Origin of the sequence: Nostoc sp. UHCC 0252, from assembly GCF_034931145.1 — a bacterium.
In the GTDB taxonomy this organism is placed as follows: Bacteria; Cyanobacteriota; Cyanobacteriia; order Cyanobacteriales; family Nostocaceae; genus Nostoc.
Genome location: NZ_JAYGHE010000015.1, coordinates 35,625 through 60,856 on the forward strand (window position 1 = coordinate 35,625; position 25,232 = coordinate 60,856).

Sequence of the window (25,232 nt, forward strand, 5' to 3'; positions counted from 1 at the left end):
ATAATAGAAATTAAAAACTAGAGAATGTTTTCTCTAACTTTTTATTAATAATAAATTTACTTATTATTAATAGGATTTACGCAAAACTACAGGCGGTAGGGGCAATTCATGAATTGCCCCTACCCAGAAATTAGAGTTTGGGCCATTTTTTGCGTAAGTCCTGATTAATTTTGAATACTTTACAGATTCTTCTGCTGTCTAAGTTGTTGCTGTCGGATCTGTTCTTGTAACCTGAATTGTTGCCGTTGTCTAATTTGTTGATCTTGTCTGAGTTGTTGCTGTTGTATTCTCAGTTGTTGCTGTCGTGAAAAGTCTTGCTGTTGTAGTCTTGTTTTTTCCTGTTGTAGTCTAAATTGTTGCTGACGGAACATTTCTTGCCGTTGTCGTGTAAATTCTTGCTGTTGTATTGTCTGTTGTGGTTGTAGTAGTTGAGGTTGTTGAAGGTTTTGCTGTAGCCATGTTTCCCTCATTCGTTCTTGTGTTTGCTGATTTTGCTCCTCTTGTTGTTGTCTGATTCTTTCTTGAAGCGAATCCTGCGTCTGGGGATTGGTCTGAATTATTTGGGCATTAGCAGGAGAATTAATCGATAAAGCTTTTGCAAGCACAATTAGTGGTAGGCATACTTTAACCAGTGATAAGCGATTCAACATACAGTTATTTCCTCAATTGTTATAGGTGGATTTAGCGATCGCTAAATCCTGAAAATCTCAACAAAATGACCCAATACATAAATGCAGGGGCTTGGAATAGTTGACTAAAGCTGATGTTTTGTTTACCGTTATGGGCTTACGCGATACTTACGGCTGACTACGCCAACATTCTTCAGTCCATAGCGGATTTTAAATATCAATGCATTGAGATAGCTTTCTAAATCAAGGTTATATCCAGTGCATTATCTTGATTTTTCATAAAACTCTCGCTTTCTAGATATTCATCTTAATTAAATTATACATTCAGATTTTTTACGCGAGTTGCCGGATTTCCGTAATTCATCTAACTCATACAGGTAAGTTACGGGGACTTTAAAGTAATTTAACTGGACTATTTCCTACTCATTATCGCCCGTTTCATATTATGTCCGGTTAAACAATTGCCATTGCGAACGAAGTGAAGCAATCGCAAGGCTTTTGGGATTGCTTCACTTCGTTCGCAATGACATATCACAAGTAGTTTGCCGGACATAATATCAGTCGTAGTCTAAATAGGTAAAGATTCCTGTCAAAAAAAATTCAGGCAGTTTTATACCATAGATAAACAGAGATATGTCTTCAAATACATCTGTGTTTATCTGCGGTTCCATATTCATTCATCGAATTGACTACAACAAGTTTAATTTTTACTTGCTCTCAATTGTCCGCAAGCAGCATCGGCTTCTAAACCACGGGAATAACGCACACTAACAGCAGTATTTTGTTGCTTAAGGACATTAACAAATGCTTCAATGCGATCGCGGTTGGGGCGTTTGTAGTCTACTTCTTGGATGGGGTTGTAAGGAATCAAATTCACATGACTTTGAAATCCTCGCATACATTTTGAAAGTTCTAATGCGTGTTCTGGTAAATCGTTGACACCAGCCAAGAGAACATATTCAAAGGTAACGCGCCGTCCAGTGATTTCTACATATTCTCGACATTCAGCCAATAACTCTTCTAGAGGATAGGCGCGGGCGCTGGGGATGAGTTTTTCTCGCAGTGCTTGGTTGGGTGCGTGGAGACTAACCGCGAGAGTAACTTGCAAATTATTTTGCGCGAACTGACGAATGCGATCGCGAATACCCACTGTAGAAACTGTAAGCGATCGCTGTCCGATACCAATATCTTGATTTAAAGATTTCAACGCTGCGAGGACATTCTCAGTATTTAACAACGGTTCACCCAATCCCATGAACACGACATTGCTAACCCGTTGCTGAAAATCTTCTTGCACAGTTAACACTTGATCGATAATTTCATGCCGTGCTAGGTTGCGCTTGTAGCCTCCCTTACCAGTAGCGCAGAAATCACACGCCATTGGACAACCCACCTGAGTAGATACGCAAACAGTCAGACGGGCTTTTGGGCCTTCTCCCCTTTCTGCGAAGGTGGGGATACCAACAGTTTCAATAATTTGGCCGTCTGTTAATCGTAAAAGATATTTGACTGTGCCATCGGGAGCCTCAGAGCGGTAGTGTAAAGTTGAGCGCCCAATGGGGACTTCTGCTACTTCTTTCCGCCATTGTTTAGAAAAGACAGAAATATCAGCTAGCGATCGCACTCCCTTATCGTAGATCCATTCATGTAGTTGCTTTCCTCTGTAAGCAGGTTGTCCTTGTTGCTGCACCCAAGCGCTTAACTCCGCCAGAGAAGCACCGAGAAGGGGAGGAATTAATTCTGATTTTTCTGGGTTGTGTGAGTCAACCTGAGAGACAAGAGGCGTAGCAGACATAAAAAAATCAAGAGTTGATGTAGGATCTCTATCCTACACCTGCCAGATAAAGTTAGTCTTTAACCAAAGGTTGTGCCGTTCCAGCCCCACATTGCACCTTTAGCGTCTGCAAACTCGATGTAAATCCGATTTTTCGGTACACCTAGAGTTTGGTTAATCTGCTGGCAAAAGTCCTGACTCATTGCTGCGGTTTGGTCTGGCTTCATTGCGCCAACGCTCTTAATTTCAATATAGCAAACCGGGTCTGTATTCCCTGCAAAAGTCATAGGAATTTCTGGCTCAAAAGCAGTCATTACATAAGATTCTGGTTTTCCCAAATGTTTCGCTAACTTGGCAGATAGGTTTAAAAGCATTGACTCAATTTCAGCTTTTTGAGGAGCAGATGCAGAAGTTTGAACTTTAATTAATGGCATAGTACCAAATTAGAATTTTGAATTTTATTCACACTGTTAAGTTTACCGAACCGTAAACCAGACAAGAGGGCAGTTTTCCCAATTCCCAATTCCCAATTCCCACTCTTCAATGATGAGATGAGCGAAACAGGCGATCGTATTCGGGATGATATAAACGCGATCGCCCTTTTGTTGTTGAGAGTGCTGGACTGATTATATAAAGTGTGGTGCGAATTAATTCTTCTTTATGAGTACATTCCGCCATTTGATTCAGAGGGACAACCCTGATTTTTTCATCAGGCCATCCGATACGAAAGCAAATTGCAATGGGGGTTTCGGCTGGGTAATGTTCAAGTAGTTTAGCTTGGGCATTTTCGATGTGACGCGCACTGAGATATAAGCAGAGGCTAGCCTGATGTGCTGCGAGAGAGGCTAATTCCTCATTGGCTGGGACTTCTGTACGTCCACTAATACGGGTCAAAATGATGGTTTGGACTAAACCGGGCACAGTTAGTTCTACTTTGAGTTTGGCAGCAGCAGCTTGAAAAGCGCTAATACCAGGTATGACTTCAAAAGGAATATTTGCCTCTGCGAGGAGGTGCATTTGCTCATGGATGGCGCTGTAGAGACTAGGATCGCCAGAATGGAGACGGACTAGAGATTTATTTTGCGATCGCACCCTATCGATCATAATCGGTACAATCTCTTCTAAAGTCTGATTCGCAGTTCTAATTATTTCTGCATCTTTTCGGCAAAGTTCTAAAATCTGTTCGGGTATTAAAGAATCAGCAAATAAAATCACATCAGCAACAGCCAGTAGTTTCTGCGCCTTCACCGTCAATAAATCAGGATCTCCAGGGCCTGCTCCGACAATATACACAGATGGTTCTATGGCATATAGTGTTTTTTTATAACTTAGGTTTTCTGTATATTCACTTTTAAAAGAACCCACAACAATCCCTCAAAAAACTTTTTTGATATTTTCTCAGTATCTTTCCGGATTCACTCTCTTTCGCTGGTAGAGAGTAATGGTAGATGCACCCTGGTTAAGCCCTAGAAAATATTCTGGGGCATTTTTTATTTTTGGGAATCGGGAATTGGGAATTGGAAAAACAGCCCCTTATCTCCCTCATCCCCTCATCTCTCCATTGCCCTTGGGAGTAGGAACTACATCGGGTAAAGGGCGTTTGAGTAAGTAAAGCCAAGCTAATCCAACTAATCCAAATAAAATTCCAAGGCTACTGACTACTTGTGCCATTCGTAATGGCCCCAGCATCAAGCTATCAGTGCGGAAACCTTCAATCCACAAGCGTCCTAAGCTGTAGGCTGGCCAGTAAACTAAAAATAGCGTCCCTACCTTTAAACGTGGCTTACCGGATAAAGACCGGAAAAATAACGTTATTAGTAGCGCAAACACCATTAAATTCCACAGAGATTCGTACAAGAAGGTGGGATGGAAGTAATCGAAACTAGCATATTGTAGAGGACGATGCTCTGGTGGAATATACAGCTTCCAAGGCAAATCGGTAGGATCACCAAAAGCTTCAGAATTAAAGAAATTGCCCCAACGCCCGATCGCTTGTCCTAAAATCAGCGAAGGTGCTACTAAATCCGCTAGCTGCCAGAAAGAAACCTGCTTGATTTTGGCAAAGATTAACGCAGCTATAACGCCACCAATAATTGCTCCGTGAATGGCAATACCACCTTCCCAGATAGCAAAGATTTTCCCCGGAGTTGGGGCATATTTTGACCACTCAAAGAAAACGTAATATAGCCGTGCGCCGGGAATTGCCCCAATTAATAACCAAAAGAACAAATCACCTAGCAGTTCAGGATTAACGTTACGGCGTTTTGCCAATTCCTGAGAAAGGATTACGCCAATTAACACTGCTGTGGCAATCAATAAGCCATACCATCGAATACTTAGTGGCCCTAATTTCACCAGAATGGGCCCTGGAGAAGTAAATTGAAACGCCAATAGCAAGGTGGAAAAATCCAGTGCCATGAGAAATTACCTAGAAAAGTTCGTTAACTACCCGCGCACTTTGCGAAGTACGGAGTTTCTTATATCTCGAATACTGGAACTATACGTGATTAAAATCCAGCATCCATATTTAGGAGTCTAATTCCTAACGCCTAGTTGAGCATAACTTGTGTCACAAAAACAATTGAGTTTAGCATTCTTGCTCAGAGCGCAAGATGGTAAATTTGAGTAAGTTACACAAAATAGTTTCGATATAATCACCTAAACAACTTTGATATATCTAAAATTGTGATTGCTATTTATCCTGGTAGCTTCGACCCCATAACCTTGGGACACCTTGACCTCATTCAGCGCGGTTGTCGGCTGTTTGAGCAGGTAATTGTCGCGGTACTGCGGAACCCGAACAAAACGCCACTTTTTAGCGTACAGCAACGGCTAGATCAGATCCGTCTTTCTACACAACATCTACCTAATGTAGAAGTAGACAGCTTTGATGGTCTTACCGTAAACTATGCCCAAATGCGACACGCACAAGTTTTGCTTCGGGGATTACGGGCTGTGTCAGATTTTGAAGTGGAGCTGCAAATGGCTCACACCAATAAAACTCTTTCTACCCAAATAGAAACAGTTTTTTTAGCAACTTCAAATGAGTATAGTTTTTTAAGTAGTAGTGTGGTAAGAGAGATTGCAAGGTTTGGCGGCTCTATCGATCATCTCGTTCCCCCACACATTGCCCTAGATATATACCAATGCTACAATCACAACTCTCCAATGTTGAACCCAATCTCAACGGAAGCAATCCCCCCCCTGAAGAATATGTCGGTGGAGAGGGAAGCGTAGATATTCAGCAGGAACTCAACCGCCTAGAGGAAATAGTTCTCTCTAGTCTCAGGATTCCTCTGACGGGACGCACTCTCATAGATGAAGAAAAGCTGCTGGAACAGCTTGATTACATCCGGCTTGCTTTACCATCACTTTTTCAAGAAGCAGCAGCCATCCTCGATCAGAAGGATGAAATTCTGCTAGAAGCGGAAGAGTATGGACAGCAGGTTGTTCAGGCCGCGCAAGCAAAAAGAGCGCAAATTTTGGCTGAAAGCGATATTATTCAACAGGCAGAACAAGAAGCTGAACAACTGCGCCGACAAGTGCAACAAGAGTGTGAGGAAATAATGCAAGAAACCCTCGCCGAGATTGAGCGTAAGCGGTATGCTTGTCAGCAAGAGTTAGAGCTTATGAGGCAAACTGCGATCGCTCAGGCTCAAGAAATTGAAGATGGTGCTGATGCTTATGCCGATGGCATTTTGGGCAATATCGAGCAGGATCTCAAAGATATGTTGCGAATTATTACCAACGGACGGCAACAATTGCAAATTGATAACCTCACGCAGCGTAATTCACCTCCTAGCAAAAAACGATAGAGGCTCTAATAAGAGATGATGAAAAATTATAAGTTGGGTTTCGCTATTGCTTAACCCAACTATTTTTATTAGGAAGATTTTTTGAGGAATCTACCGAGTAATAGATTTAAATTTGTGGATTTTAACTAAACAGGATCTATAATAAATGATTACTTTCGCTCAAGTTAATTTTGGATTGAATCTAGCCGGCTTAATTGGAATTATTTATTTTCTTTTGGCAGTTGTTTACTTTATTTTAACATTAGTTTGGCTAGCCCAACGTGGAACTAGGCTTACAGGTTGGGCTTTAGCCCTTTACATTATTCAAGTGATATTTACACCAATTATAATGTTAATGTGCGGAGTAATATTGCTTTTTCAAGGTTGGCGTTTAGATCCAATTCTTCTGTTTGAGCAATTTTTATCGTTGCTATTAATTATTTATTTCGCTATTAAAGATATTGTAATTAATGCAGTTTACAGAAATAGGTGATTTTAGTATTTCACGAACAACCAGATCCCCGACTTCTTTGAGAAGTCGGGGATCTACGTTTTGCAAATCAAAAACGCAATTAATATCTGATTACAGAGTGTATGTAAAATCTTCTACCAGCATACCAGGAACTAAACTACCTCCCAGTTGGCGGCTCTCATAAGTGCCTACTTCAGGAATGAATTCTTGAAAATCGGTTAAATCTACTAATTTTTCTCCCCAGAAGCGATAGAGACTTTCATCAAAACGTAAGTTTTCAATGGGAGCAATAATTTCTCCGTTTTCCACCCAAAAACAAGCATAACGGGTCATACCTGTGATTCTACCAGTGTGGCGATCGCTCCAATTCAAGTAATGCAAATTTGATAGATATAATCCTGTATCCAATTTCGGAAGAATTTGCTCAAATACTAAGTTTCCTGGACTGATTTCTGGCGCACGTAAAGTTTCTGAACCATTAGCACCATTAGCAGTTTTCTGATATTCCTTAGCAGTACGAGAATTCACCAAAGTATTTACCAAACGTCCTTTTTCTATTACAAATAACTCCGGTGCTGCTATTTCTCCTAATTCATTAAATCGCGGCACTAATCCTTGTTGAAAGTTTTCTTTCAAACTAAATCTTGGGGAAAGTTGTTTTTCTTGACGCGATAAAGCGGCTAAAGCACTATTTCCTTGTTGGATATCAGCTTCGCTTACTGCTCCCCAAGAAAGCATCAGTAATAAATCTGCAACAGCAGCAGGTGCAAAATAGGTTTTGTATTGTCCCCGTGACAATTCTTTAGCTGGGCGAGCAAGCAATTCTAGTTGCTTTTTACCTTCGCTGATTTTGGCTATATAAGCGGATTTATCCCAGTCACTTCCTGCAAATGTACCCTTAACTGCTTGTCCAGAGTTGGAAAATAGAGAATAATCTAAGGTAAAAGAATCAGTAGCAAACCAGTGTTTTTGACCACTGGAATCACCATAAGCTTTAATTACTATTCCTCCAGCATATATACCAGTAAAATCTAATTCGGCAACTAATTCTAGTACACTTGGTACTACTGATTCCTCTGCCAATAAATTACCAGAATGTACTTCTCGGCTGGTATTAGTTCCTGATGGTAAAACTAGATACGGATCGATGGGTAGTAGAATTAGTTCATCGCGTAGTTCTTGCAAAGCAGAATATGCTAATTGCCAGTCTAACTCCCAATTTCCAGTAAAGGGAAATTGCCGAATACTGCTGCGTTGATCTGCCATTAAAGTCAGTTCTACCCAACCATCAGCAACACAACCAGTTTGTCGCACTTTCGCATGATTAAAACGAGTAAATTGGCTTCTTTCACTGCTGAGTCTCACAGTGAATTGTTCATTTTCTACTTTTTTGATAACTAGAGTTTCAATCAGTCGATTAAAGCTAACTTCTAACGCAGATAATTCCTCAATTTTCATAGATATTAAATATTAATCGGGAGTGGGGAGTAGGGAGTGGGGAGTGGGGACGTGGAGAATGAAAATGTCTCTGTGTCCCCGTGTCCTCTTCAAGTTCCTCCACCAAAAACTTCGACATTAGCAAATACACAAACAGGCGAACCATGTCCTACCCAAATGGCCTGATTTGGTTCTCCTTTACCACAATAAGGAGTACCATACATTTGCCAGTTTTCGGCATTTCCCACTTCGATTAAGCTGTGCCAAAACTCTGGTGTTGTGGCGCGATAGTTGGGATTGCGGAGGGTTTTGGTGAGTTTACCATTTTCAATTAATTTAGCGTACTCGCAACCAAACTGAAATTTGTAGCGGCGATCGTCAATTGACCAAGATCGGTTAGATTCCATGTAAACGCCGTTTTCTATCCCGCTAATAATGTCTTCAAAGGTTGCATTTAGAGGCTCTAAATTCAAGTTACCCATGCGATCGATCGCTGGCCGATTCCATGAGGAAGCGCGGGCACAGGCTACTCCTGGTACACCTGCTCTTGCTTGACTCTCCAAACTCCCTAAACCCCGTTGGAGTACACCTTCTTTTACCAAGTATTCCCGTGTTGCTACAGCACCAGTATCATCAAAGCCATAGCTAGCAAATTCACCAGGCACGGTGGGATCAAAGGTGATGTTCATTAATGGCGAACCATATACCAGGTTGCCAAAATCACTTTTATTAACGAAACTGCCTCCAGCATAGTTACGCTCATCTCCTAAAATTCGGTCAATTTCTAGGGGATGCCCGACACTTTCGTGGATTTGCAGCATCATTTGATCTGGGGCTAAAACTAAATTGGTGCGGGTGGTTGGGCATTCTTCTGCTGTCAAGAGTTCTACTGCTTGTTCGCCAATTTGCCGCACCCGATACCATAAGTTTTCTTGTTTTAATAGTTCTAGTCCGCCTTGGTAACAGTTTGCCTGCGAACCATTGTTGCTGCGTTGCTGAACAACCGCACCATCTTGGGCGGTGGCTCCATAATGAGTGCTTATAGATAGAGTTTTTTGATAGACTTCTGAGCCATTGCTGCTAACAAACCAAGACTCTCTATCAATAGTGCTAGCACTGGCTATGGTTTGCACAATTTTGTCGTCAACTTTCAGCGTTTGGCAAATCTGAACCAGTAAATCGTTGATTTCTCCCGGACTTAAAGCATCTAACGGTTCAAGGAATGGAGATTTATATTCACCAACAACTTTAGGGCGCTCACTTTCACGGAAGGGATGTATCCACCATTCACTGGCTGCTAGTGCCTGTTTATAGGCTGTTTGAGCAGCAGCTTGTAGGGAAGACAGTTCTAGAGAGTTAGTTGCTGCATAACCCAGACAGCCATTTACTAAAACTTCCAGCATGGCTCCAACAGTGAAAGATTTGCCGTTGAATTGGGGTAAGCCGTCACGGACTGAACGAGTTGTAGAAGTCTCTTTTACGGCTCTGATACCAATCCAATCAGCAGGAATGTCGAAACTAGCGATCGCTTTTTTGAGTTCAGACCACATAATTTAAGGGAATGGGGAGTGGGGAATGGAAAAGAGGCAGAGGGGCAGGGGGCGGGGGGCAGAGGGGAATATTCTTCTGCCTTGCTCCCCACTCCCCACTCCCTACTCCTTAATTCCGATGCCAGCGTGTACCATCACGGCTATCAATTAGCGTAATACCTTCTGCTTGGAGTTCATCACGAATGCGATCGCTTTCGGCAAAATTCTTGGCTTTACGTGCTTCTTGCCTTTGCTGAATTTTCGCTTCAATTTCCGCATCGCTTAAACCATCATTCTTGTCATTTTCCGCTTCTATCTCGGCTTCTAAACCCAAAACTCCAGCCAATGTGACAAGAGTTTGCCATTGACGCTTTAACTCATCAGGGGAAGTTTCGGTTTTCCCTTCATGGACAATAATATTTCCCTCACGGCGCAGTTCTTTGGCTAATTCAAACAGCACTGTTAAACCACCAGGAAAATTAAAGTCATTATTTACAACTTCTTGAAAGCGTTCAATAGTTTCAGGAAGTAGTGAGGCAGTTCCTACTCCCCACTCCCCATTCCCCACTCCCCATCCAAGTTTTTTACCGTACTGGTAGCCAAAAAGTAACCCTTCTCTAATGGTGTGCCAACCGTTGGTTGCTGCGGCGATCGCTTCGTCGGTAAAATCTATGGGTGTACTATATTGAGCAGTCAGTACGAACAAGCGCACTGCCATCGGGTCAACTCCTCGATCCAGTAATTCCCGAATAGTGATAAAGTTGCCCAAAGATTTGGACATTTTTTCACCATCTACTTTCACCATGCCGTTATGAAGCCAGTAACGCGCCAGAGGTTTTCCTGTCACGGCTTCTGATTGGGCAATTTCGTTTTCGTGATGGGGAAAAATTAAGTCAGCACCACCAGCATGAATATCTATGGTATCACCCAAGCGATCGCGCACCATTGCCGAGCATTCTATATGCCATCCCGGACGGCCTGCGCCCCAAGGTGACTCCCAAGCTGGCTCTCCCGGTCTTGCTGCTTTCCACAAAGCAAAATCAAAGGGGTCTTTCTTTTTTTGGTACTCTGGATCATCTACGTTGACGCGATCGCTTTTCCCGGCTTGCATATCTTCTAACTTGCGTCCAGAAAGCTTGCCATACTCAGCAAACTGCCGGACTGAATAATATACATCACCCTCAGCAGGGTAAGCAAAACCTTTATTTTCCAACTCATGAATTAACCGTTGAATGCCATTCATCGTGTGAGTAGCACGGGGATATTCATCAGCTTCTTTGATTCCCAATCGCGCCATATCCTCAAAATATGCTTTGATAAAGCGATCGGCTACAGCTTCCATTGAGGAATTTTCAACACGGGCACGATTGAGAATCTTGTCATCAATATCAGTAAAATTTTGAATATATCGGACTTCATAACCGATAAACTGGAGGTATCGGCGCACTACGTCCCAAACGATGCAAGCTCTAGCATGACCCAAATGGCAGTAGTCGTAAACCGTCACGCCGCAGTAATACATCTTAACCTTGCCTGGCTCGACTGTTTCAAACGGTTCTTGACGACGGGTGAGGGTATTGTAGAGTGTTAGGGTCATAACAGAGTAATGCTGAAATAAGAAGATACGTAATAATAGGGTAAAGCAGCTGGGATGGCAGTCCAGCATCCCTATGCTAGTGTTTTATGGACTCTCTGCGCTACATTACTATTTTTTGACTATTTGATAACAGCGCTATGCAATCAGCAGTTACACCCGAATCTTCGGCAATGGATACACCCAAACAAGGAATGCCAGTAACAATTATTACGGGCTTTCTAGGTAGTGGCAAGACGACTTTACTTAATCATATCCTCAACAACCAACAGGGTTTAAAAACCGCCGTTCTCGTAAATGAATTTGGCGAAATTGGCATCGACAACGAGCTAATTGTTTCCACTGGTGAGAACATGGTGGAACTCAATAATGGTTGTATTTGCTGCACTATTAATAATGATTTAGTAGATGCAGTTTACAAAGTTTTAGAACGCCAAGAAAATCTCGATTATCTAGTAGTAGAAACAACTGGATTAGCAGATCCTTTACCAGTAGCTCTAACGTTTCTGGGCACAGAATTGCGAGATTTAACTCGCTTGGATTCGATTATTACCGTGGTAGACGCGGCGAATTACAGCCTAGATTTATTTAACTCTGAGGCAGCATACAGCCAGATTGCTTATGGCGATGTCATTGTGCTAAACAAGGCTGATTTGGTTGATGAAGCCACTTTGAATGAGTTAGAAAGAAAAATTAACGAAGTTAAGGAAGGGGCAAGAATTATTCGCGCCACGCGATCGCAAGTGCCACTTCCGTTAATTCTCAGTGTTGGTCTGTTTGAGTCTGATAAATATTTTGACACAGTGGTGGATGAACACGACCATCACGACCATGATCATCATGATCATCATGACGATCATGACCACTCAACATGCGGTCACGATCATCACGATCATGACCACGATCATCACCATTCTGACCATTTAGAAAATGATGGTTTTACTTCCATCTCTTTCCAAAGTGATAAGCCTTTTTCTATTAGGAAGTTTCAGTATTTCTTAGATAACCAGCTACCCTCAAATATCTTCCGAGCGAAGGGGATTATGTGGTTTGATGAAAGTCCGAAGCGTCATATTTTCCACCTTTGTGGTAAACGCTTCACTTTGGATGATGATGAATGGCAAGGTAAATTGAAAAACCAACTTGTGTTGATTGGTCAAAATTTGGATCGTGAAGCTTTAATTACTCAACTCGAAAACTGCATTTGTCTACCTTCAACCTCTCGCGGTAAAGGGTTTGGGAAATAAAAGTTAGGAGTTAAAAATTAAAATTGTGTACTCGTTCCCAGGTTCGTCCTGGGAATTTTTTTCAGGGACTCCGGTATTTGTTATTATCGAAACAGAATTCAGTTCAATACTGCGTAGGTTTTGAAGATTTGTAGGTTGGGTTAAACGAAGTGAAACCCAACAAAGCCCTGGAAATTTTGGGTTTCGTTCCTCAACCCAACCTACTAGCGCTATATCCATCGAAATTGTTTAAAGTTAGTCCGATGGGTTAAGAACAACGATTATTTCTGATAGCCTGATTCCCAGAGGTTTCCAGTGGGGATTGCTGGAAGAAAAAGTACTATCCCCAGAAACTGCTTGATAATCATTGGCGAACTTTTCGTAAGCATTAGGAGCAGCATCTACTCGCAAGATGACTTTACCTTGATAGCGGGATAATTTGCTACTATCCAGCAAAATAGTACCACCGTAATCCCATGCTAATCCATAGAGTTTAAAGTTACCTAACTTCTTGCGTAACTCACTTAAGGGAGTTCCAACACCAATACCTTCGCGGGTTTTCCAAGCTGAACCCAGGTTACGCACATCTAGAGGTTTGGTACGAGTATTATCACTCCAAACTACTAGCAGCGATCGCCCCTGATTTAGATTTAACTGAGTAGTTGCAAAACTACCCATTCCTTCAGGGCCAGAAATGGTTTTATCAATGAGATTAGATGCACCAAATAGCTTTACTAAATCTTGCTTGGTAGTTGTGCGTCCTATCGGCCCAACTCTTTCGCCAGGAACGATTAAGGTGTCTTTTAACGGTTGCGATTTAGCAACGGTAATTGGATGATTGATTTTTTGAGGTGGTGCAAAGGCTGGGTTTGCTGAACAGTTTAGGAGTAAAGCTAACGCAGCCGTAACGATACCTTTAATAGATGGGTTCACAGTGTACCTCTGCGGGAATCCGATTTGGGAGTGTTCAATATATTCAATTATTGCTTTTCAGCTTTAACTTTTACAATTTCCCAATTACGGATTACCGATTTTTCCAAAACTTTATTTCATCGCTCTAGTTGCATTTAAAATTGCTAGCAATGCTACTCCGACATCAGCAAAAACAGCTTCCCACATTGTAGCTATACCAAAAATACCCAATCCAATAAATACACCTTTAATGAATAAAGCAAAACCAATATTTTGCCAAACAATCGTGCGGGTTTTTTTGGCGATTTGGATTGCTTCTGCTACTTTTGATGGTGCATCTGTCATGATGACAATATCAGCAGTTTCTATTGCTGCATCTGAACCCAAGCCACCCATTGCTATACCCACATCTGCTCTAGCAATCACTGGCGCATCATTAATACCATCCCCAACAAAGGCAACTTTATTATGCTTGCCGGCAGTGCTGAGTAGCTTCTCAATGGCATTGACTTTCTCTTCTGGTAATAACTCGGCTTCGTAAGCATCTATGCCTAGCTGTTGAGCAATTCGAGATGCGATCGCTTGATTATCTCCTGTCAACATTACTGTTTTTTCTACACCCATTCGCTTGAGTGCTTGAATAGCTTGTCTGGCATCTTCTTTCAATTCATCAGCAATGATAATATAACCAGCGTAGATATTATCCACTGCTAGATGAATCACTGTTCCTTCTAACTGACAATGATCATGAGCAATATTCTCTCTGTGGAGTAAGCGATCGCTTCCCGCTATCACTACCTGATTGTCAACCTTGGCTCTAATTCCATAGCCTGCAATCTCTTCATAATCTTTCACCTTAGAATCATCAATCTTTCCACCATAAGCCTTGCAGATAGATTGAGCGATGGGATGATTTGAGTGCGATTCTACTTGAGCAGCTAATTGTAGTAATTCTAGATCATCGTAGCCATTTTGTGGTACTACTTTTGCTACTTTAAATACGCCTTGAGTTAATGTTCCAGTTTTATCAAATACAACTGTATTGACTGCATTTAGAGTATCTAAAAAAGTAGAACCTTTGACTAAAATCCCACGTTTAGCCGCACCTCCCACACCTCCAAAGTAACCCAACGGAATACTGATCACAAGTCCACACGGACAGGAGATAACTAGCAAAATTAGGGCACGATAAACCCATTCTGAAGGACTTGCACCAGGAATCAATAAAGGCGGTAATATTGCAACTGCTAGAGATGTAAAAACTACTATTGGCGTATAATATCGGGCAAATTTAGTAATAAATTTTTCTGTTTCTGCTTTTTTACTTTTAGCATTTTGCACTAAGTCTAAAATCTTAGCAATGGAAGATTCATCAAAAAGTTTTGTTACTCTAATGCTGAGAACACCCATTTTATTGATCATTCCAGCCAAAACTGTCTCACCCTGTCTTACTGTTCGCGGTACAGATTCTCCAGTTAACGCAGATGTATCAACTTGCGAATTTCCATCTATAATTTCACCATCTAAGGGAATCTTTTCTCCCGGTTTGACGACGATTGTATCTCCGATATTTACTGTATTCGGGGATACTTTTTTTAACTCTCCCTCTCTTTGGATATTTGCATAATCTGGGCGGACTTCTAATAAAGCTTTAATAGAATTACGAGAACGACTAACGGCAACATCTTGGAACAATTCGCCAATTTTATAAAATAGCATGACTCCGACAGCTTCGGGCAATTTATGAATTGCGATCGCGCCAAGTGTCGCTACTGTCATTAAAAAAGTTTCATCAAATACTCTCCCTCTAAGAATATTGCGTCCAGCAGTTTTTAAAACACTCCATCCGCTTAATAAATAGGCAGGGATAAAAATGAGATATTCACCTATTGAGTAGAATGTATTATGTAATTGATTTTCAAAAATCACGCCTGGTACATATAAACTTAAAATTGCTACCAAAGGCAATATCTCATTTTTTAGATTGAATTCGCCATCGTGTTCGTGATTATGGTTATGATTTTCATCATGATTGTGGTTATGATTCTCGTGATGGTCATGTTCGCAGCTGCAACAACCTGAAGATTCTGAATGTATTTTTTGCTTCATTTTTTTGATTTAGGCTAATAAATTACTTGGTATATGAGCCTTTTTACAAATGTAATGAAAAAAAGGTTTTTTTACAAGTTAAACATTTAAGAATGAGAATCTATATCAGATTTATCGTGAAATACTCATCTTATTCTTTGGTTTAAATTAAGATTTGTAATTTTAAAAATATAGTTATATTAGTTATCGAGTTTATAGAATAATCTAAGATATAACTTTTGCTCATAGTGAGTGATTTATTAGGCTGCATAAGATTTTATAGGTTTTTAAGTCTGCACTTAAAGCCTATTTAACTTCTTAATGATCCTCTGAAAAAACTAAGTGGATATAAAACCTTCTTGGATAGCAAGTGTCAAGCTAGCTATTCATAGAGAAAACTCACTTGAAGCTTGAAAGTTAATCGAATACCCTAAGCTAGTAGACAATTTTCTCAAGGGAATTTATGAACAAAAAAATTCTTCTGAATTTGCTTTCCACTTCCTCAATTTTTGTGTCGATGATGTCTACGCTAGTGGCATTTCATCCTGCCCATGCTAGTGATAGTATTACACAGCGATTACTGCACACAGAAGACGGTCGTACCTGTATCACTAACCCACATGGTGGAAAAGATTTTGTGTGCATTCGAGATTCAGAGAGAACAAAACCGTATACCTCTACCCGTTCTGCAACTATTGTCACATCAGTGTCAGATCAGAATGTTGCCATGTTGAATTTTACTGAAGAAGAAAGTGATGCTGCAATTAAGATATTTGCCTGCGACTGTCCATTGTGCATCAATTCTTTGCGCCAGTTGCGCGGTACTGGAAACTTGGTCTACTAAGGTTGAATAGCGCTGATAGGGACTACAACTTCTGTTATACAGATGTGATTAATTACGTATAGAAAATATACGAAACCAAAAAAGCATTTTTAACTACGTACCACTACTATTAAATATAGATTCATTCTTGGGATAGTTTGTAGGGGTAATTCATGAATTGCCCCTACAATGTCTAATTTTGCTTAAGTCCTGAAAGAAAAAGACGCACAGAACTCTGTAGCTAAGAGTGTCCTGATTTATTCAACCACCTCATTCACAGGGAATCTATCAATCAACTGCATCGCCCGATAAGCATTACGCAAGAAAGAGTCTGGTAAATGGGGAACGTGAGGTATTTGTGATAATAAATCCAACGTCCGGCGGAGAATTCTCACCACATCGCCTTCATCTAAGGTCGTGTTTTCGCAGAGTTCTGTCCACTCCATTCCCAGCGCCCATTGTTCTACTATGGCAATTAACTCAAACTCTAACCATATAGGCAGCGCTACGTTATACCGCCGTTGTAGTTGGAACATTTGGCGACGAATTCCCCGCAATTTTGCTAAGGCTTCTGCCACTTCATTACTAAGCTCAAAGTTAACCTTGCTATCTGGACGGGGTGTTTCCATTACCAAACCGGCGGCGGCGGCGGCTAAATGGTGGGGATCTAAGTTGTCCAATTCGCCACTAGCGAATACCAAACCCAACCACAATTCATTCTCACCCCGAATAGCGGCAGCAATTCGCCCTAATTGTGTGGGCACTAAGTTATCTAAAGCGCCAAAGTGTTGCAGAATTAAGATTAAATTGAGAAATTCTTCCCAATGACGTTGTGAATGTTGCTCTACTTGCCCTTGTAACTGTTCGAGTTCGGCTTCTAGTTCGACATATTTGGCGCGACGCTTGAAAAGCGTGGCAGCATTGCCTGATTGATGTAGGGGATGAGCTTCTAGTTGCTCTTGGACGGCAGCAGTGCGGCTAAGTTGTTCTGCTACTTCTGGTGCCAGATGCGAAGATTCTATCGGATTAGGAATACGCACTGCGATCGCAAAGCTTTCTTCATTACCACGGCGTGATTGTCCTGGTTTCAAGGGCATCTCTGGCGGTGGTAGTAAATCTTCTGACACTTCAATGCGAGGCAATTCGGCATATAAATCGACTACATCCCCTGTGGTTGCCACATACCAGCGATTATCATGCCCCAAGCATACCAAGTAGGGAGCTTGACCAGAACCAGGCGATTTTCCCACTAACACTGCGGTTACGGGTGAAGACACTGTGATGTTTTTGCCTTTGAGACTCAACAGAGTTCCTGACACTGCAAAGTCTAACATCATCCCTAATTCTTCTTTTCTATCTTCCTGTGCTTGCTCTTGCAGGGTTTTCAATATCTGGCGTTCTACTTTCAGACGTTGCCGCAATTTTTCATAAATAGCCAGTTCATTTTCATCAACTGCGGCGATTTGCTCATGTAGTTGAGCTAATTGTTTTTCCAGTTCAGCAATCTCATCGTATTCTGGCCTTAAATGCAAGGTAGCCATGTACTGCCCAAAACTGCGCTCTATCAGTTCCCTAGTTTGCTCTAGGGTGTGGGTTTGCAGCAAGTTGAGTACCATGCCATAACTAGGCGTAAACTGGCTTACGAGGGGGTCTGGCTTGGATGTCCCCAAATATGCCGCTTCTTTGGCTCCTTCAAAGGGAGTTTGGACTGTCACCACATGACCTTGTTTATCCATCCCCCGGCGGCCTGCCCGTCCTGCCATTTGCAAGAATTCGGAAGCATTTAATAGGCGGTGTCCGGTGTCAGTCCGCTTGGAAAGGGTAGAAATTACCGTTGTTCGGGCGGGCATATTAATTCCCGCGGCCAGCGTCTCAGTGGCGAATACTACTTTAATCAGCCCTTGCTGAAATAGTTCTTCTACCAGTGCTTTCCATGCAGGCAGAATCCCGGCGTGGTGGGCAGCAATTCCCCGATAAAGGGGTGCAATTTGTCCAGAACGCCCAGCTTCGGGATTGCGGGCTAAAAAGTCATCAATTTGTTGCCGCAAAATCTGGGACTCTTCATTATTTACCAGCCATAAATCACCCACTTCCGCCACCGCTTTATCACATCCCCGGCGGCTGAAAATGAAGTAAATGGCTGGTAGCATATCCCGTTGCTCTAACTGGCTCAGAGTATAAATTATGCCAGGAGCTTCCGGTCTACCATTTCTTCCCCTGTCCCTTTCTCCTCCTCTGCCCTTCTTCTTCTGAAGAAGGCGGGGATTAATTTTGGTTTTGCTATCATTCAGCAAGGGAAATAACCCTTTGGGATTGCAAAAGTGAAATTCTAAGGGGACTGGGCGAAAATCGGAGTAAATCAGGTCTGTTGGGCCATGAACGCGATTTAGCCAATCGGTGAGTTGATCGCTGTTGGCAACCGTTGCTGAAAGGGCTGCTAGTTGCACTTCACGCGGACAATAGATGATGGATTCTTCCCAAACTGTACCGCGCTGGCGATCGTTCATGTAGTGGCACTCATCAAGTATCACCGCTTCCACGTCTACCAATGAGATGCCGACTTGCCCGATAGGTGTACCATAGAGCATATTTCGGAAAATTTCTGTGGTCATCACCAAAATCGGTGCATCCCTGTGAATGGAGGCATCTCCAGTTAACAGTCCGACCTGATCAAACCCAAATTTTTCTCGAAAGTCACGTAATTTTTGATTCGAAAGGGCCTTTAGGGGAGTAGTATAAAATACACGTTTTCCTCGCGCTAGGGCGCGATAAATGGCGTATTCCCCGACTAATGTTTTGCCCGAACCTGTGGGCGCACAAACGACTACAGAGCGTCCGGCGTTTAGGGACGCGATCGCATCTTTTTGAAACTGATCCAGATCAAAGGGAAATATAGCCCCTAAGTCAAGTTCTGGAGACGGCGCAGGATAATTCACTCAATCACATTTGCAACCAGATTGTTTACTATACTAACGAGTCTTTTGTCAACTTCGTTAATAGTCATTAGTCATTAGTCATTAGTTTTTCACAAATGACCAATGACTAATGACTCTTTATTATTTTCCCAGTTCTTGCGATCGCTCTGTGGCAGCTTTGACTGCTTCAATTAAAGCTGAACGAAATCCTGCCTGTTCTAGTTTGGCAATTCCGGCAATAGTTGTACCACCGGGACTGGTAACGCGATCTTTAAGTTCTGCTGGGTGCATTTTGGTTTCCTGCAACAGTTTTGCTGTTCCTAGTACGGTTTGCAATGCTAATTGATTGGCGATTGCTCTAGGTAAACCTGCGGATACTCCGCCATCAGCAAGTGCTTCTACTAGCAGTGCCACGTAAGCGGGGCCGCTACCAGATAGTCCTGTGACTGCATCCATCAACCCTTCTGACACTTCCACCACTTCGCCTACAGCCGAAAAAACTTGCTGTGCTATTTGGTGATGCTTGGTGTTAGTATATGCACCTAAACAAATGGCGGTAATTCCTGCTCCCACAGTGGCTGGGGTGTTGGGCATTGCTCTAATAACTGGCAATTGCACAAATGCAGCTTCTAGCTGACTTAAAGGCACACCCGCTAAGATGGAAATAATTAGGGGTGAGTTTTCCCTATTAATAATATCAATATCTGCTAATTCTTGAGCGATCGCACTAAACACCTGCGGTTTTACTGCCAAAAAGACAACTTCTTTTGTTTGCGTGAAAACCTCACTATTATCCGTCGTCACAGCAACATCGTATTGCTGTTTCAAAAAATCTAGGCGTGAAGGTAGCGGTTCGCTAACTATGACTTCTGATGATTGATAAATTCCACGCACGATAAGGCGGGATAAGAGCGCTTCTCCCATTACCCCACCACCAATTAAGCCAAATTTTATAGTCATTGATCATTAGTCATTAGTCACTCGTCGTTTGTCATTAGTCATTTGTCGCTATTATCAAGACTCAGGACAAATGACAAAGGACAAAGGACTAACAACTAATTTAACTTTATTGTGCCATCCGGTTAGTTTCGTTGCCCCAGGTTTGATTAGGAGTACCTGTAGGACGAGAAGGACGTACTGGTGGTTGTGGTACTTCATGAAGAACGCCACCTTGGGTGCTAACTTGGACACAACTTGGTGTAAACAAGAAGATGCTTTCACCGATGCGCTCTTGATGTCCATCTAGTGCGTAAGTACCACCTGCAACAAAATCTACTGCTCGTTGAGCTTGATCTGGATCCATGATTGTCAGATTTAATACCACTGACTTCCGTTCTCGCAACGCTTGAATTGCCTGGGGCATTTCTTCAAAGGTGCGTGGTTCGAGGACTAAAACTTCCGAAATTCCGTTAATTGCTCCTGGCATACCAATCACATTCCCCATTGGCTTTGAACCTGCTGCGATATCATCTCCCATTGTAGGCACTGGTTCCCGCCAGCGTCGATTTTGAGCGGCTGCGCTCTCTTGTGCAGCTGGGGGTTGGGGATTTTCTTGCTGATACAGATTTTGGTAATTATTATCTGTTTCTGGCTCTTCTTCGTAATATTCGTATTCCACTTGCTCATTTAGACCCACAAAGTCTCTGAGTTTGGAAAAGATGTTGTTCATTGTCTGTGTACTCTCCTGGTGCGAATAGCCTGTATTGACTTGGCTTAGGATTTATTTAGATAGGAGCAATCGCTACATCGGTGGATACTTCAGCAAGTATATTGCTATTTGTAGCCCATACTACGAGTTTTGGCGATGAACTGACACTTATTGGAAAGGTCTGTGCATCGCCTAAACATAATAATGAGTCAAAATTATATCCTAAGGTTTGTCCAAAGGAAAGCTCTTTTTATCCCATTTCACCTTGGCGATTGCTCTTGTCAATACTATATCCTTTGTTTCTAATTGCACCAGTTTGTTACAAAATTCTTGTCATCAAATTCTGATCTTTATTGATACTGACCCAGAAAGCTGATGATCAAAGGCTAAGAGCGATCGCCAAACAATATTGTTCCTAACCGTACCATTGTTGCACCTGCTTGCACTGCTAGTTCGTAGTCGCCTGACATACCCATAGATAATTGCTGCATTTGAATGTGTGGCCAGTTTTGCTCCTGGATTTTCTTTGCTAGCTCACGATTGAGATTAAACACATTCAAAATTTCCGAATCATTTAATCCTGAAGGCGGAATTGTCATCAAACCTTGAATTTGTAAATTTTTGTATTGATCGAGTGTGGGTAAATCAGCCAAAAGTTCTGGCACACTCCAACCAGACTTGTTGGCATCGGGGAGAATTTTCACTTGCAGGCAAACTTGGGGATTCACTCCTAGCTGTTGCGCCAATTGATCTAAGCGCTGTGCCAGCTTCAAGTTATCCACGGAGTGAATCCAAGGGAAGTGTTCGATGGCTTTTTTGGCTTTATTGCTTTGCAAATGTCCAATAAAGTGCCAGGTAATATCCGGTAAGTCTTGCAACTCGGCTTGTTTGCTGGCGGCTTCTTGGATACGACTCTCTGCAAAATCACGAATTCCTGCGGAGTATGCAGACCGAATGGCCTGGGCTGGAACTTGTTTGCTAACAGCAATTAATTTAACTGAAGTTGGCAGAGAGGAGCGAATGGAAACAATACGTTCAGAAATCGAACTGCTCATTGGAAGGTTCGCTGGAAAACACTCTGAAGCTGATCGTACTCCTGAGAATGTCCACTGCGCCGCAGAGTACGCAAGCGATTTTCTAACATCATTCTCGCCTCAGTCCGTCCTATGGGCTGGAATTTAACACCTTTAACGTCATTTGCGACCAAAAAAAACAGGCGCTGGGCATAAAGTGTAGTGAACAAATCCTGGTTCTCATCAACCATACAGATTTTGTAAAGTAAACCCCAAGTTGGATGGTTTATGTAAGTTTCTGCGTTTTCTGGATTCATTTAAGAGTCAAGGTGTAGTCAAGGTGGGAATGGAGTATGTATATCTTTTCGCAGTGAATTCCAAACATTCAGACGATAATACCAACATTCGTCAGAATATTTGCTTAAAATGCAAAACTGCGGTTACGAAGACCTTGATCTAGTTTCTAATTGGCAGATGAAGCTAGTGGTAGTGAAGCGAAATGGTACAACAGAGGCCGCAAAGCGTAGATTGACAGAGTAGAAGCTGGTTGATAGATATCACCATCTGCTTTGGTGATTTCAATTTACCAATTTGTAGAGACAAGGTACAATAACAGTCCTGCTCCTCTTGTTAAAAGTTTGGCGTGGCAAGGGAAAACACCCTTTGAAGTTCCCAACGGCAACAGCAAACTTTTCAACTTCTTTCCATACTGCCACAACTACGGCTAAATGGCACAAAATTGGGGATTGGGGATTGGAGATTGGGGATTGGGAATTGGGGACAAGGGGAAAGACTTATTTCAAGTTCTCACCTCTTGTCGCCTTGCCCCCTGCCCCCTGCCCCCTGCCCCATTCCTATTGATTATTCAGCATTTTCAAGGCTGCCAATTGTGCTTGGGCTTTGTGCAGAGATTCATACCATTCTTTCTCAGGATCGCTGTCTGCGACAATTCCTGCGCCAATTTGTCCCCAGACGGTGTTGAGTGCTGAGTACCCAGGAAGGGTTTCTTCTCCTGCTTCACCAGACGCGGGAGCTAGTAACAGGGTGCGGATTAAGATATTTAAATCTAAATGACCACGCCAATCTAAATAGCCACAGGAACCGTAGAACAAGCTGCGCCGCACGGGTTCTAATTCTTCAATAATTTCCATACAACGGACTTTCGGACAGCCTGTAATTGTACCACCAGGGAACGTGGCATGAATCAAATCAATGGCTGTATGTTCGCCTTTTAAAGTACCTCTGATGTTGCTGACAAGATGCATCACATGGCTATATCGCTCAATTGTCAGCAATTCGTCAACAGTAACCGTTCCCCATTCACAAACTCGCCCTAAATCATTACGTTCCAAATCCACGAGCATGATGTGTTCTGCACGTTCTTTGGTGTTGCTGAGTAAATCTTGTGCCAGTTGTATATCTTGTTCTAGTGTGACACCACGCGATCGCGTCCCAGCGATTGGTCTAGTTTCGGCTTGCCGATTTTGCAACATTACCAATCGTTCTGGCGAACAACTCATTACTTCTCCCCAGGGTGTCTGCCAATAGCTGGCAAAAGGAGAAGGATTAATTTTTTGCAGGGCTTGGTAAATTTCCCAGCCAGAAGCCGATGTAGACGCTTGAAATCGTAATGAAAGATTTGCCTGAAAGATGTCTCCAGCTTGAATATATTTTTTCGCCTGGTTTACGGCTGTTTCATAATCTGCTTGCGATGTCAAAAAGATAGGGGATGAAGAGGACACGGGGACATGGGGACAGGGAGAGACGGAGAATTCTTTTTTTGCTAACTTCTCTTCTAATTCATCGAGTCCATTTCTATGACTGGCGGCTAGCCAAAGAATTTGTTGCGCGTGATCCAAAACGGCAAAACAATCTGGCTCATACCAAAAAGCTATAGGAAATGGTAGGGGATCAATTTTATGACGGGGTAACTGTTCAATTTCCCATGCCACATCGTAGCCTAGCCAACCTAACCAACCGCCGGTGAAAGGGAGATGGGGAGGTGGAGAAGCAGGGGAAGCAGGGGAAGCAGGGGGAGCAGGGGGAGATGGGGGAGAAAATACTACCTCATCCCCCTCATCTTGCCCTACCTCTTGCTGCAACAATTTTTCTAAGAAGGGAAAAACCTCTCCTACTTCTGGTGTCCACATCTGGGGAATGCCATTGACTAGACGAGGAGCGCCTGCACAGATAGAATATCGGCTCAGTTGGGGATGATCGATTGGCGTTGGGTACGGACTTTCTAGTAGAGTTGCAATTCCCGATGGGTTGGTGGGGCGAAAAAGAGCAGCAAAAATTTCAGAACCTGTGCGCTTTTCTAAGGGTAGCGATCGCCAATACCAAGGCTTGATCATACTGTTTCTAAGCGTTGCAAAATTAGACCTGAGTTCCTATAGCTATGCGTATTCCCCAGAATACAATTAAAGTGGCAATAGCAAGCCAGTCACGCCCTCTGAATCGTAAGTCGTGCCACTGTACTCTATGCTCATTGGGGCTGGTAAAACCCCGAACCATCATTGCATTCGCCATTTGATCGGCTCGTAAGAGCAGATTTTCTAAAAGTCTTTCTGCGACTGTCATCCAAACTTTAAACCCTCCTTTCAATCCCAGCTTTTTCCAATTAATTGCTCTGGTCATCACAGAGCGAAATAAGTTTTGCACTTCTTCTAAAACTAGAGGAATAAAGCGCAAGGACAAGGTTAAGGTTAAAGCAATTTCTGTAACAGGCAACTTGAAGCGTCGCAGGGGTTGCATGAGGCTTTCTATGCCAGATGTGATTTCTTCTGGTGCTGTTGTCAGCAGATACAGGTTGGTGCTGTAAATCACGGTAAATATCAGTGTACTCAGTCGTACTGCTAAATCTAAGGAACGGCGAGTTACTTTGACTGGGCCTTTGTGAAATAGCACATAGCTGTATCTTTTGCGATCGCTTTCCTGCTCTGGAACAATATTATTGGATAATGCTGGTTGGGTTAATATTTGTTCATTGGCTGGCAATCGTGGCTGATAATTTACACCCATTGAATCAGGGCTGATGGCTCCGATCGCTAAAATAAAAAACGATAGCGTTAACAGCCAACCCATTTGCTGCTGCCATACTCGTCGGGGAATTCTAGCAATCAAGGTGAGAGCAATCAATACTACCACCAGCAGCACCCGCCAAAAGCTGTTGGCCAAAATATAGCTTGTTAAAAAGCTCATCAACCAGGCAAACTTGACTCGCGGATCGATTTTATGCAGCCAAGTTTGGGGTTGTTCTAAATAAAGTCCAAGTGGCAGCGATCGCAGTAAATCCATTTGAAAGTTAGAAGTTAGGAGTTAGGAGTTTTGGGAGCATCTCACTTTTGTAAAAACACGTTTGCCCTAGCGAATGGAATT

The 25,232-nt window shown here is 42.5% G+C and carries 22 protein-coding genes; 5 read left to right on the plus strand and 17 right to left on the minus strand.

Annotated elements, in window-relative coordinates:
- Positions 1 to 179 precede the first annotated feature (179 nt).
- The 5 genes from VB732_RS11940 to lgt form a co-directional block, all read right to left on the minus strand.
- Positions 180 to 650 (minus strand): hypothetical protein, encoded by a 471-nt coding sequence (locus VB732_RS11940; RefSeq protein WP_323231049.1) that lies wholly within the window; start codon positions 648 to 650, stop codon positions 180 to 182.
- Positions 651 to 1,329: 679 nt separating this feature from the next.
- Positions 1,330 to 2,424, minus strand: coding sequence for a 23S rRNA (adenine(2503)-C(2))-methyltransferase RlmN (gene rlmN / locus VB732_RS11945; RefSeq protein WP_323231050.1), 1,095 nt, complete (start codon positions 2,422 to 2,424; stop codon positions 1,330 to 1,332).
- Positions 2,425 to 2,483: 59 nt separating this feature from the next.
- Positions 2,484 to 2,837 carry a phenylpyruvate tautomerase MIF-related protein gene (locus VB732_RS11950; RefSeq protein ID WP_323231051.1) on the minus strand — a complete coding sequence of 118 codons (354 nt, stop codon included), beginning with the start codon at positions 2,835 to 2,837 and terminating at the stop codon, positions 2,484 to 2,486.
- Between the two features lie 106 nt (positions 2,838 to 2,943).
- The gene (cobM, locus tag VB732_RS11955; protein ID WP_323231052.1) at positions 2,944 to 3,768 is read right to left on the minus strand and encodes a precorrin-4 C(11)-methyltransferase; all 825 of its coding nucleotides are present in this window, start codon (positions 3,766 to 3,768) and stop codon (positions 2,944 to 2,946) included.
- Positions 3,769 to 3,945: 177 nt separating this feature from the next.
- Positions 3,946 to 4,821, minus strand: a complete 876-nt coding sequence (lgt, locus tag VB732_RS11960; protein WP_323231053.1) for a prolipoprotein diacylglyceryl transferase — start codon at positions 4,819 to 4,821, stop codon at positions 3,946 to 3,948.
- A gap of 267 nt (positions 4,822 to 5,088) precedes the next feature.
- On the opposite strand from lgt, the gene coaD reads away from it, so the two are divergent.
- The 3 genes from coaD to VB732_RS11975 all read left to right on the plus strand — a co-directional run bounded on the left by coaD (position 5,089) and on the right by VB732_RS11975 (position 6,690).
- A complete protein-coding gene (coaD, locus tag VB732_RS11965) occupies positions 5,089 to 5,640 on the plus strand; it encodes a pantetheine-phosphate adenylyltransferase (RefSeq protein ID WP_323231054.1) in 552 nt (183 codons plus the stop codon).
- The gene (locus VB732_RS11970) at positions 5,550 to 6,218 is read left to right on the plus strand and encodes a DivIVA domain-containing protein (RefSeq protein WP_323231055.1); all 669 of its coding nucleotides are present in this window, start codon (positions 5,550 to 5,552) and stop codon (positions 6,216 to 6,218) included. The genes coaD and VB732_RS11970 overlap by 91 nt, the downstream gene beginning before the upstream one ends.
- A 145-nt stretch (positions 6,219 to 6,363) precedes the next feature.
- On the plus strand, positions 6,364 to 6,690 hold the full coding sequence (locus VB732_RS11975; protein ID WP_323231056.1) for a Ycf66 family protein: 327 nt from the start codon (positions 6,364 to 6,366) through the stop codon (positions 6,688 to 6,690).
- A 90-nt stretch (positions 6,691 to 6,780) separates the two neighbouring features.
- Here VB732_RS11975 and VB732_RS11980 read toward each other — a convergent pair whose 3' ends face one another.
- The 3 genes from VB732_RS11980 to cysS form a co-directional block, all read right to left on the minus strand.
- Positions 6,781 to 8,127, minus strand: a complete 1,347-nt coding sequence (locus tag VB732_RS11980; RefSeq protein WP_323231057.1) for a TldD/PmbA family protein — start codon at positions 8,125 to 8,127, stop codon at positions 6,781 to 6,783.
- An 89-nt stretch (positions 8,128 to 8,216) separates the two neighbouring features.
- Complete coding sequence (locus VB732_RS11985) at positions 8,217 to 9,656, minus strand: TldD/PmbA family protein (RefSeq protein ID WP_323231058.1); 1,440 nt, start codon at positions 9,654 to 9,656, stop codon at positions 8,217 to 8,219.
- A 109-nt stretch (positions 9,657 to 9,765) separates the two neighbouring features.
- The gene (gene cysS / locus VB732_RS11990; protein WP_323231059.1) at positions 9,766 to 11,232 is read right to left on the minus strand and encodes a cysteine--tRNA ligase; all 1,467 of its coding nucleotides are present in this window, start codon (positions 11,230 to 11,232) and stop codon (positions 9,766 to 9,768) included.
- Positions 11,233 to 11,369: 137 nt separating this feature from the next.
- Between cysS and VB732_RS11995 the strand changes: the two genes are divergently transcribed.
- On the plus strand, positions 11,370 to 12,476 hold the full coding sequence (locus VB732_RS11995; RefSeq protein WP_323231060.1) for a GTP-binding protein: 1,107 nt from the start codon (positions 11,370 to 11,372) through the stop codon (positions 12,474 to 12,476).
- A gap of 234 nt (positions 12,477 to 12,710) precedes the next feature.
- Here VB732_RS11995 and VB732_RS12000 read toward each other — a convergent pair whose 3' ends face one another.
- Positions 12,711 to 13,388, minus strand: coding sequence for a hypothetical protein (locus VB732_RS12000; protein ID WP_323231061.1), 678 nt, complete (start codon positions 13,386 to 13,388; stop codon positions 12,711 to 12,713).
- A gap of 111 nt (positions 13,389 to 13,499) precedes the next feature.
- A complete protein-coding gene (locus VB732_RS12005) occupies positions 13,500 to 15,476 on the minus strand; it encodes a heavy metal translocating P-type ATPase (protein WP_323231062.1) in 1,977 nt (658 codons plus the stop codon).
- Between the two features lie 442 nt (positions 15,477 to 15,918).
- Between VB732_RS12005 and VB732_RS12010 the strand changes: the two genes are divergently transcribed.
- Entirely contained in the window at positions 15,919 to 16,299 is a 381-nt protein-coding gene (locus tag VB732_RS12010) for a hypothetical protein (RefSeq protein ID WP_323231063.1), read from the plus strand.
- Positions 16,300 to 16,535: 236 nt separating this feature from the next.
- Here VB732_RS12010 and VB732_RS12015 read toward each other — a convergent pair whose 3' ends face one another.
- From VB732_RS12015 to VB732_RS12045, 7 genes are all read right to left on the minus strand, one after another.
- Positions 16,536 to 19,214, minus strand: coding sequence for an RNA helicase (locus tag VB732_RS12015; RefSeq protein ID WP_323231064.1), 2,679 nt, complete (start codon positions 19,212 to 19,214; stop codon positions 16,536 to 16,538).
- Between the two features lie 120 nt (positions 19,215 to 19,334).
- Positions 19,335 to 20,153, minus strand: a complete 819-nt coding sequence (proC, locus tag VB732_RS12020) for a pyrroline-5-carboxylate reductase (RefSeq protein WP_323231065.1) — start codon at positions 20,151 to 20,153, stop codon at positions 19,335 to 19,337.
- A gap of 106 nt (positions 20,154 to 20,259) precedes the next feature.
- Positions 20,260 to 20,862 carry a cell division protein SepF gene (locus tag VB732_RS12025; RefSeq protein WP_323231066.1) on the minus strand — a complete coding sequence of 201 codons (603 nt, stop codon included), beginning with the start codon at positions 20,860 to 20,862 and terminating at the stop codon, positions 20,260 to 20,262.
- A 365-nt stretch (positions 20,863 to 21,227) separates the two neighbouring features.
- Complete coding sequence (locus VB732_RS12030; protein ID WP_323231067.1) at positions 21,228 to 21,896, minus strand: YggS family pyridoxal phosphate-dependent enzyme; 669 nt, start codon at positions 21,894 to 21,896, stop codon at positions 21,228 to 21,230.
- Positions 21,893 to 22,171 carry a transcriptional coactivator PipX gene (pipX, locus tag VB732_RS12035; RefSeq protein ID WP_094341608.1) on the minus strand — a complete coding sequence of 93 codons (279 nt, stop codon included), beginning with the start codon at positions 22,169 to 22,171 and terminating at the stop codon, positions 21,893 to 21,895. Before pipX ends, VB732_RS12030 begins: the two co-directional genes overlap by 4 nt.
- Positions 22,172 to 22,708: 537 nt before the next feature.
- On the minus strand, positions 22,709 to 24,208 hold the full coding sequence (locus tag VB732_RS12040) for an anthranilate synthase component I (RefSeq protein ID WP_323231068.1): 1,500 nt from the start codon (positions 24,206 to 24,208) through the stop codon (positions 22,709 to 22,711).
- A 22-nt stretch (positions 24,209 to 24,230) separates the two neighbouring features.
- Positions 24,231 to 25,151, minus strand: a complete 921-nt coding sequence (locus VB732_RS12045) for an energy-coupling factor transporter transmembrane protein EcfT (protein ID WP_323231069.1) — start codon at positions 25,149 to 25,151, stop codon at positions 24,231 to 24,233.
- Positions 25,152 to 25,232 lie beyond the last annotated feature (81 nt).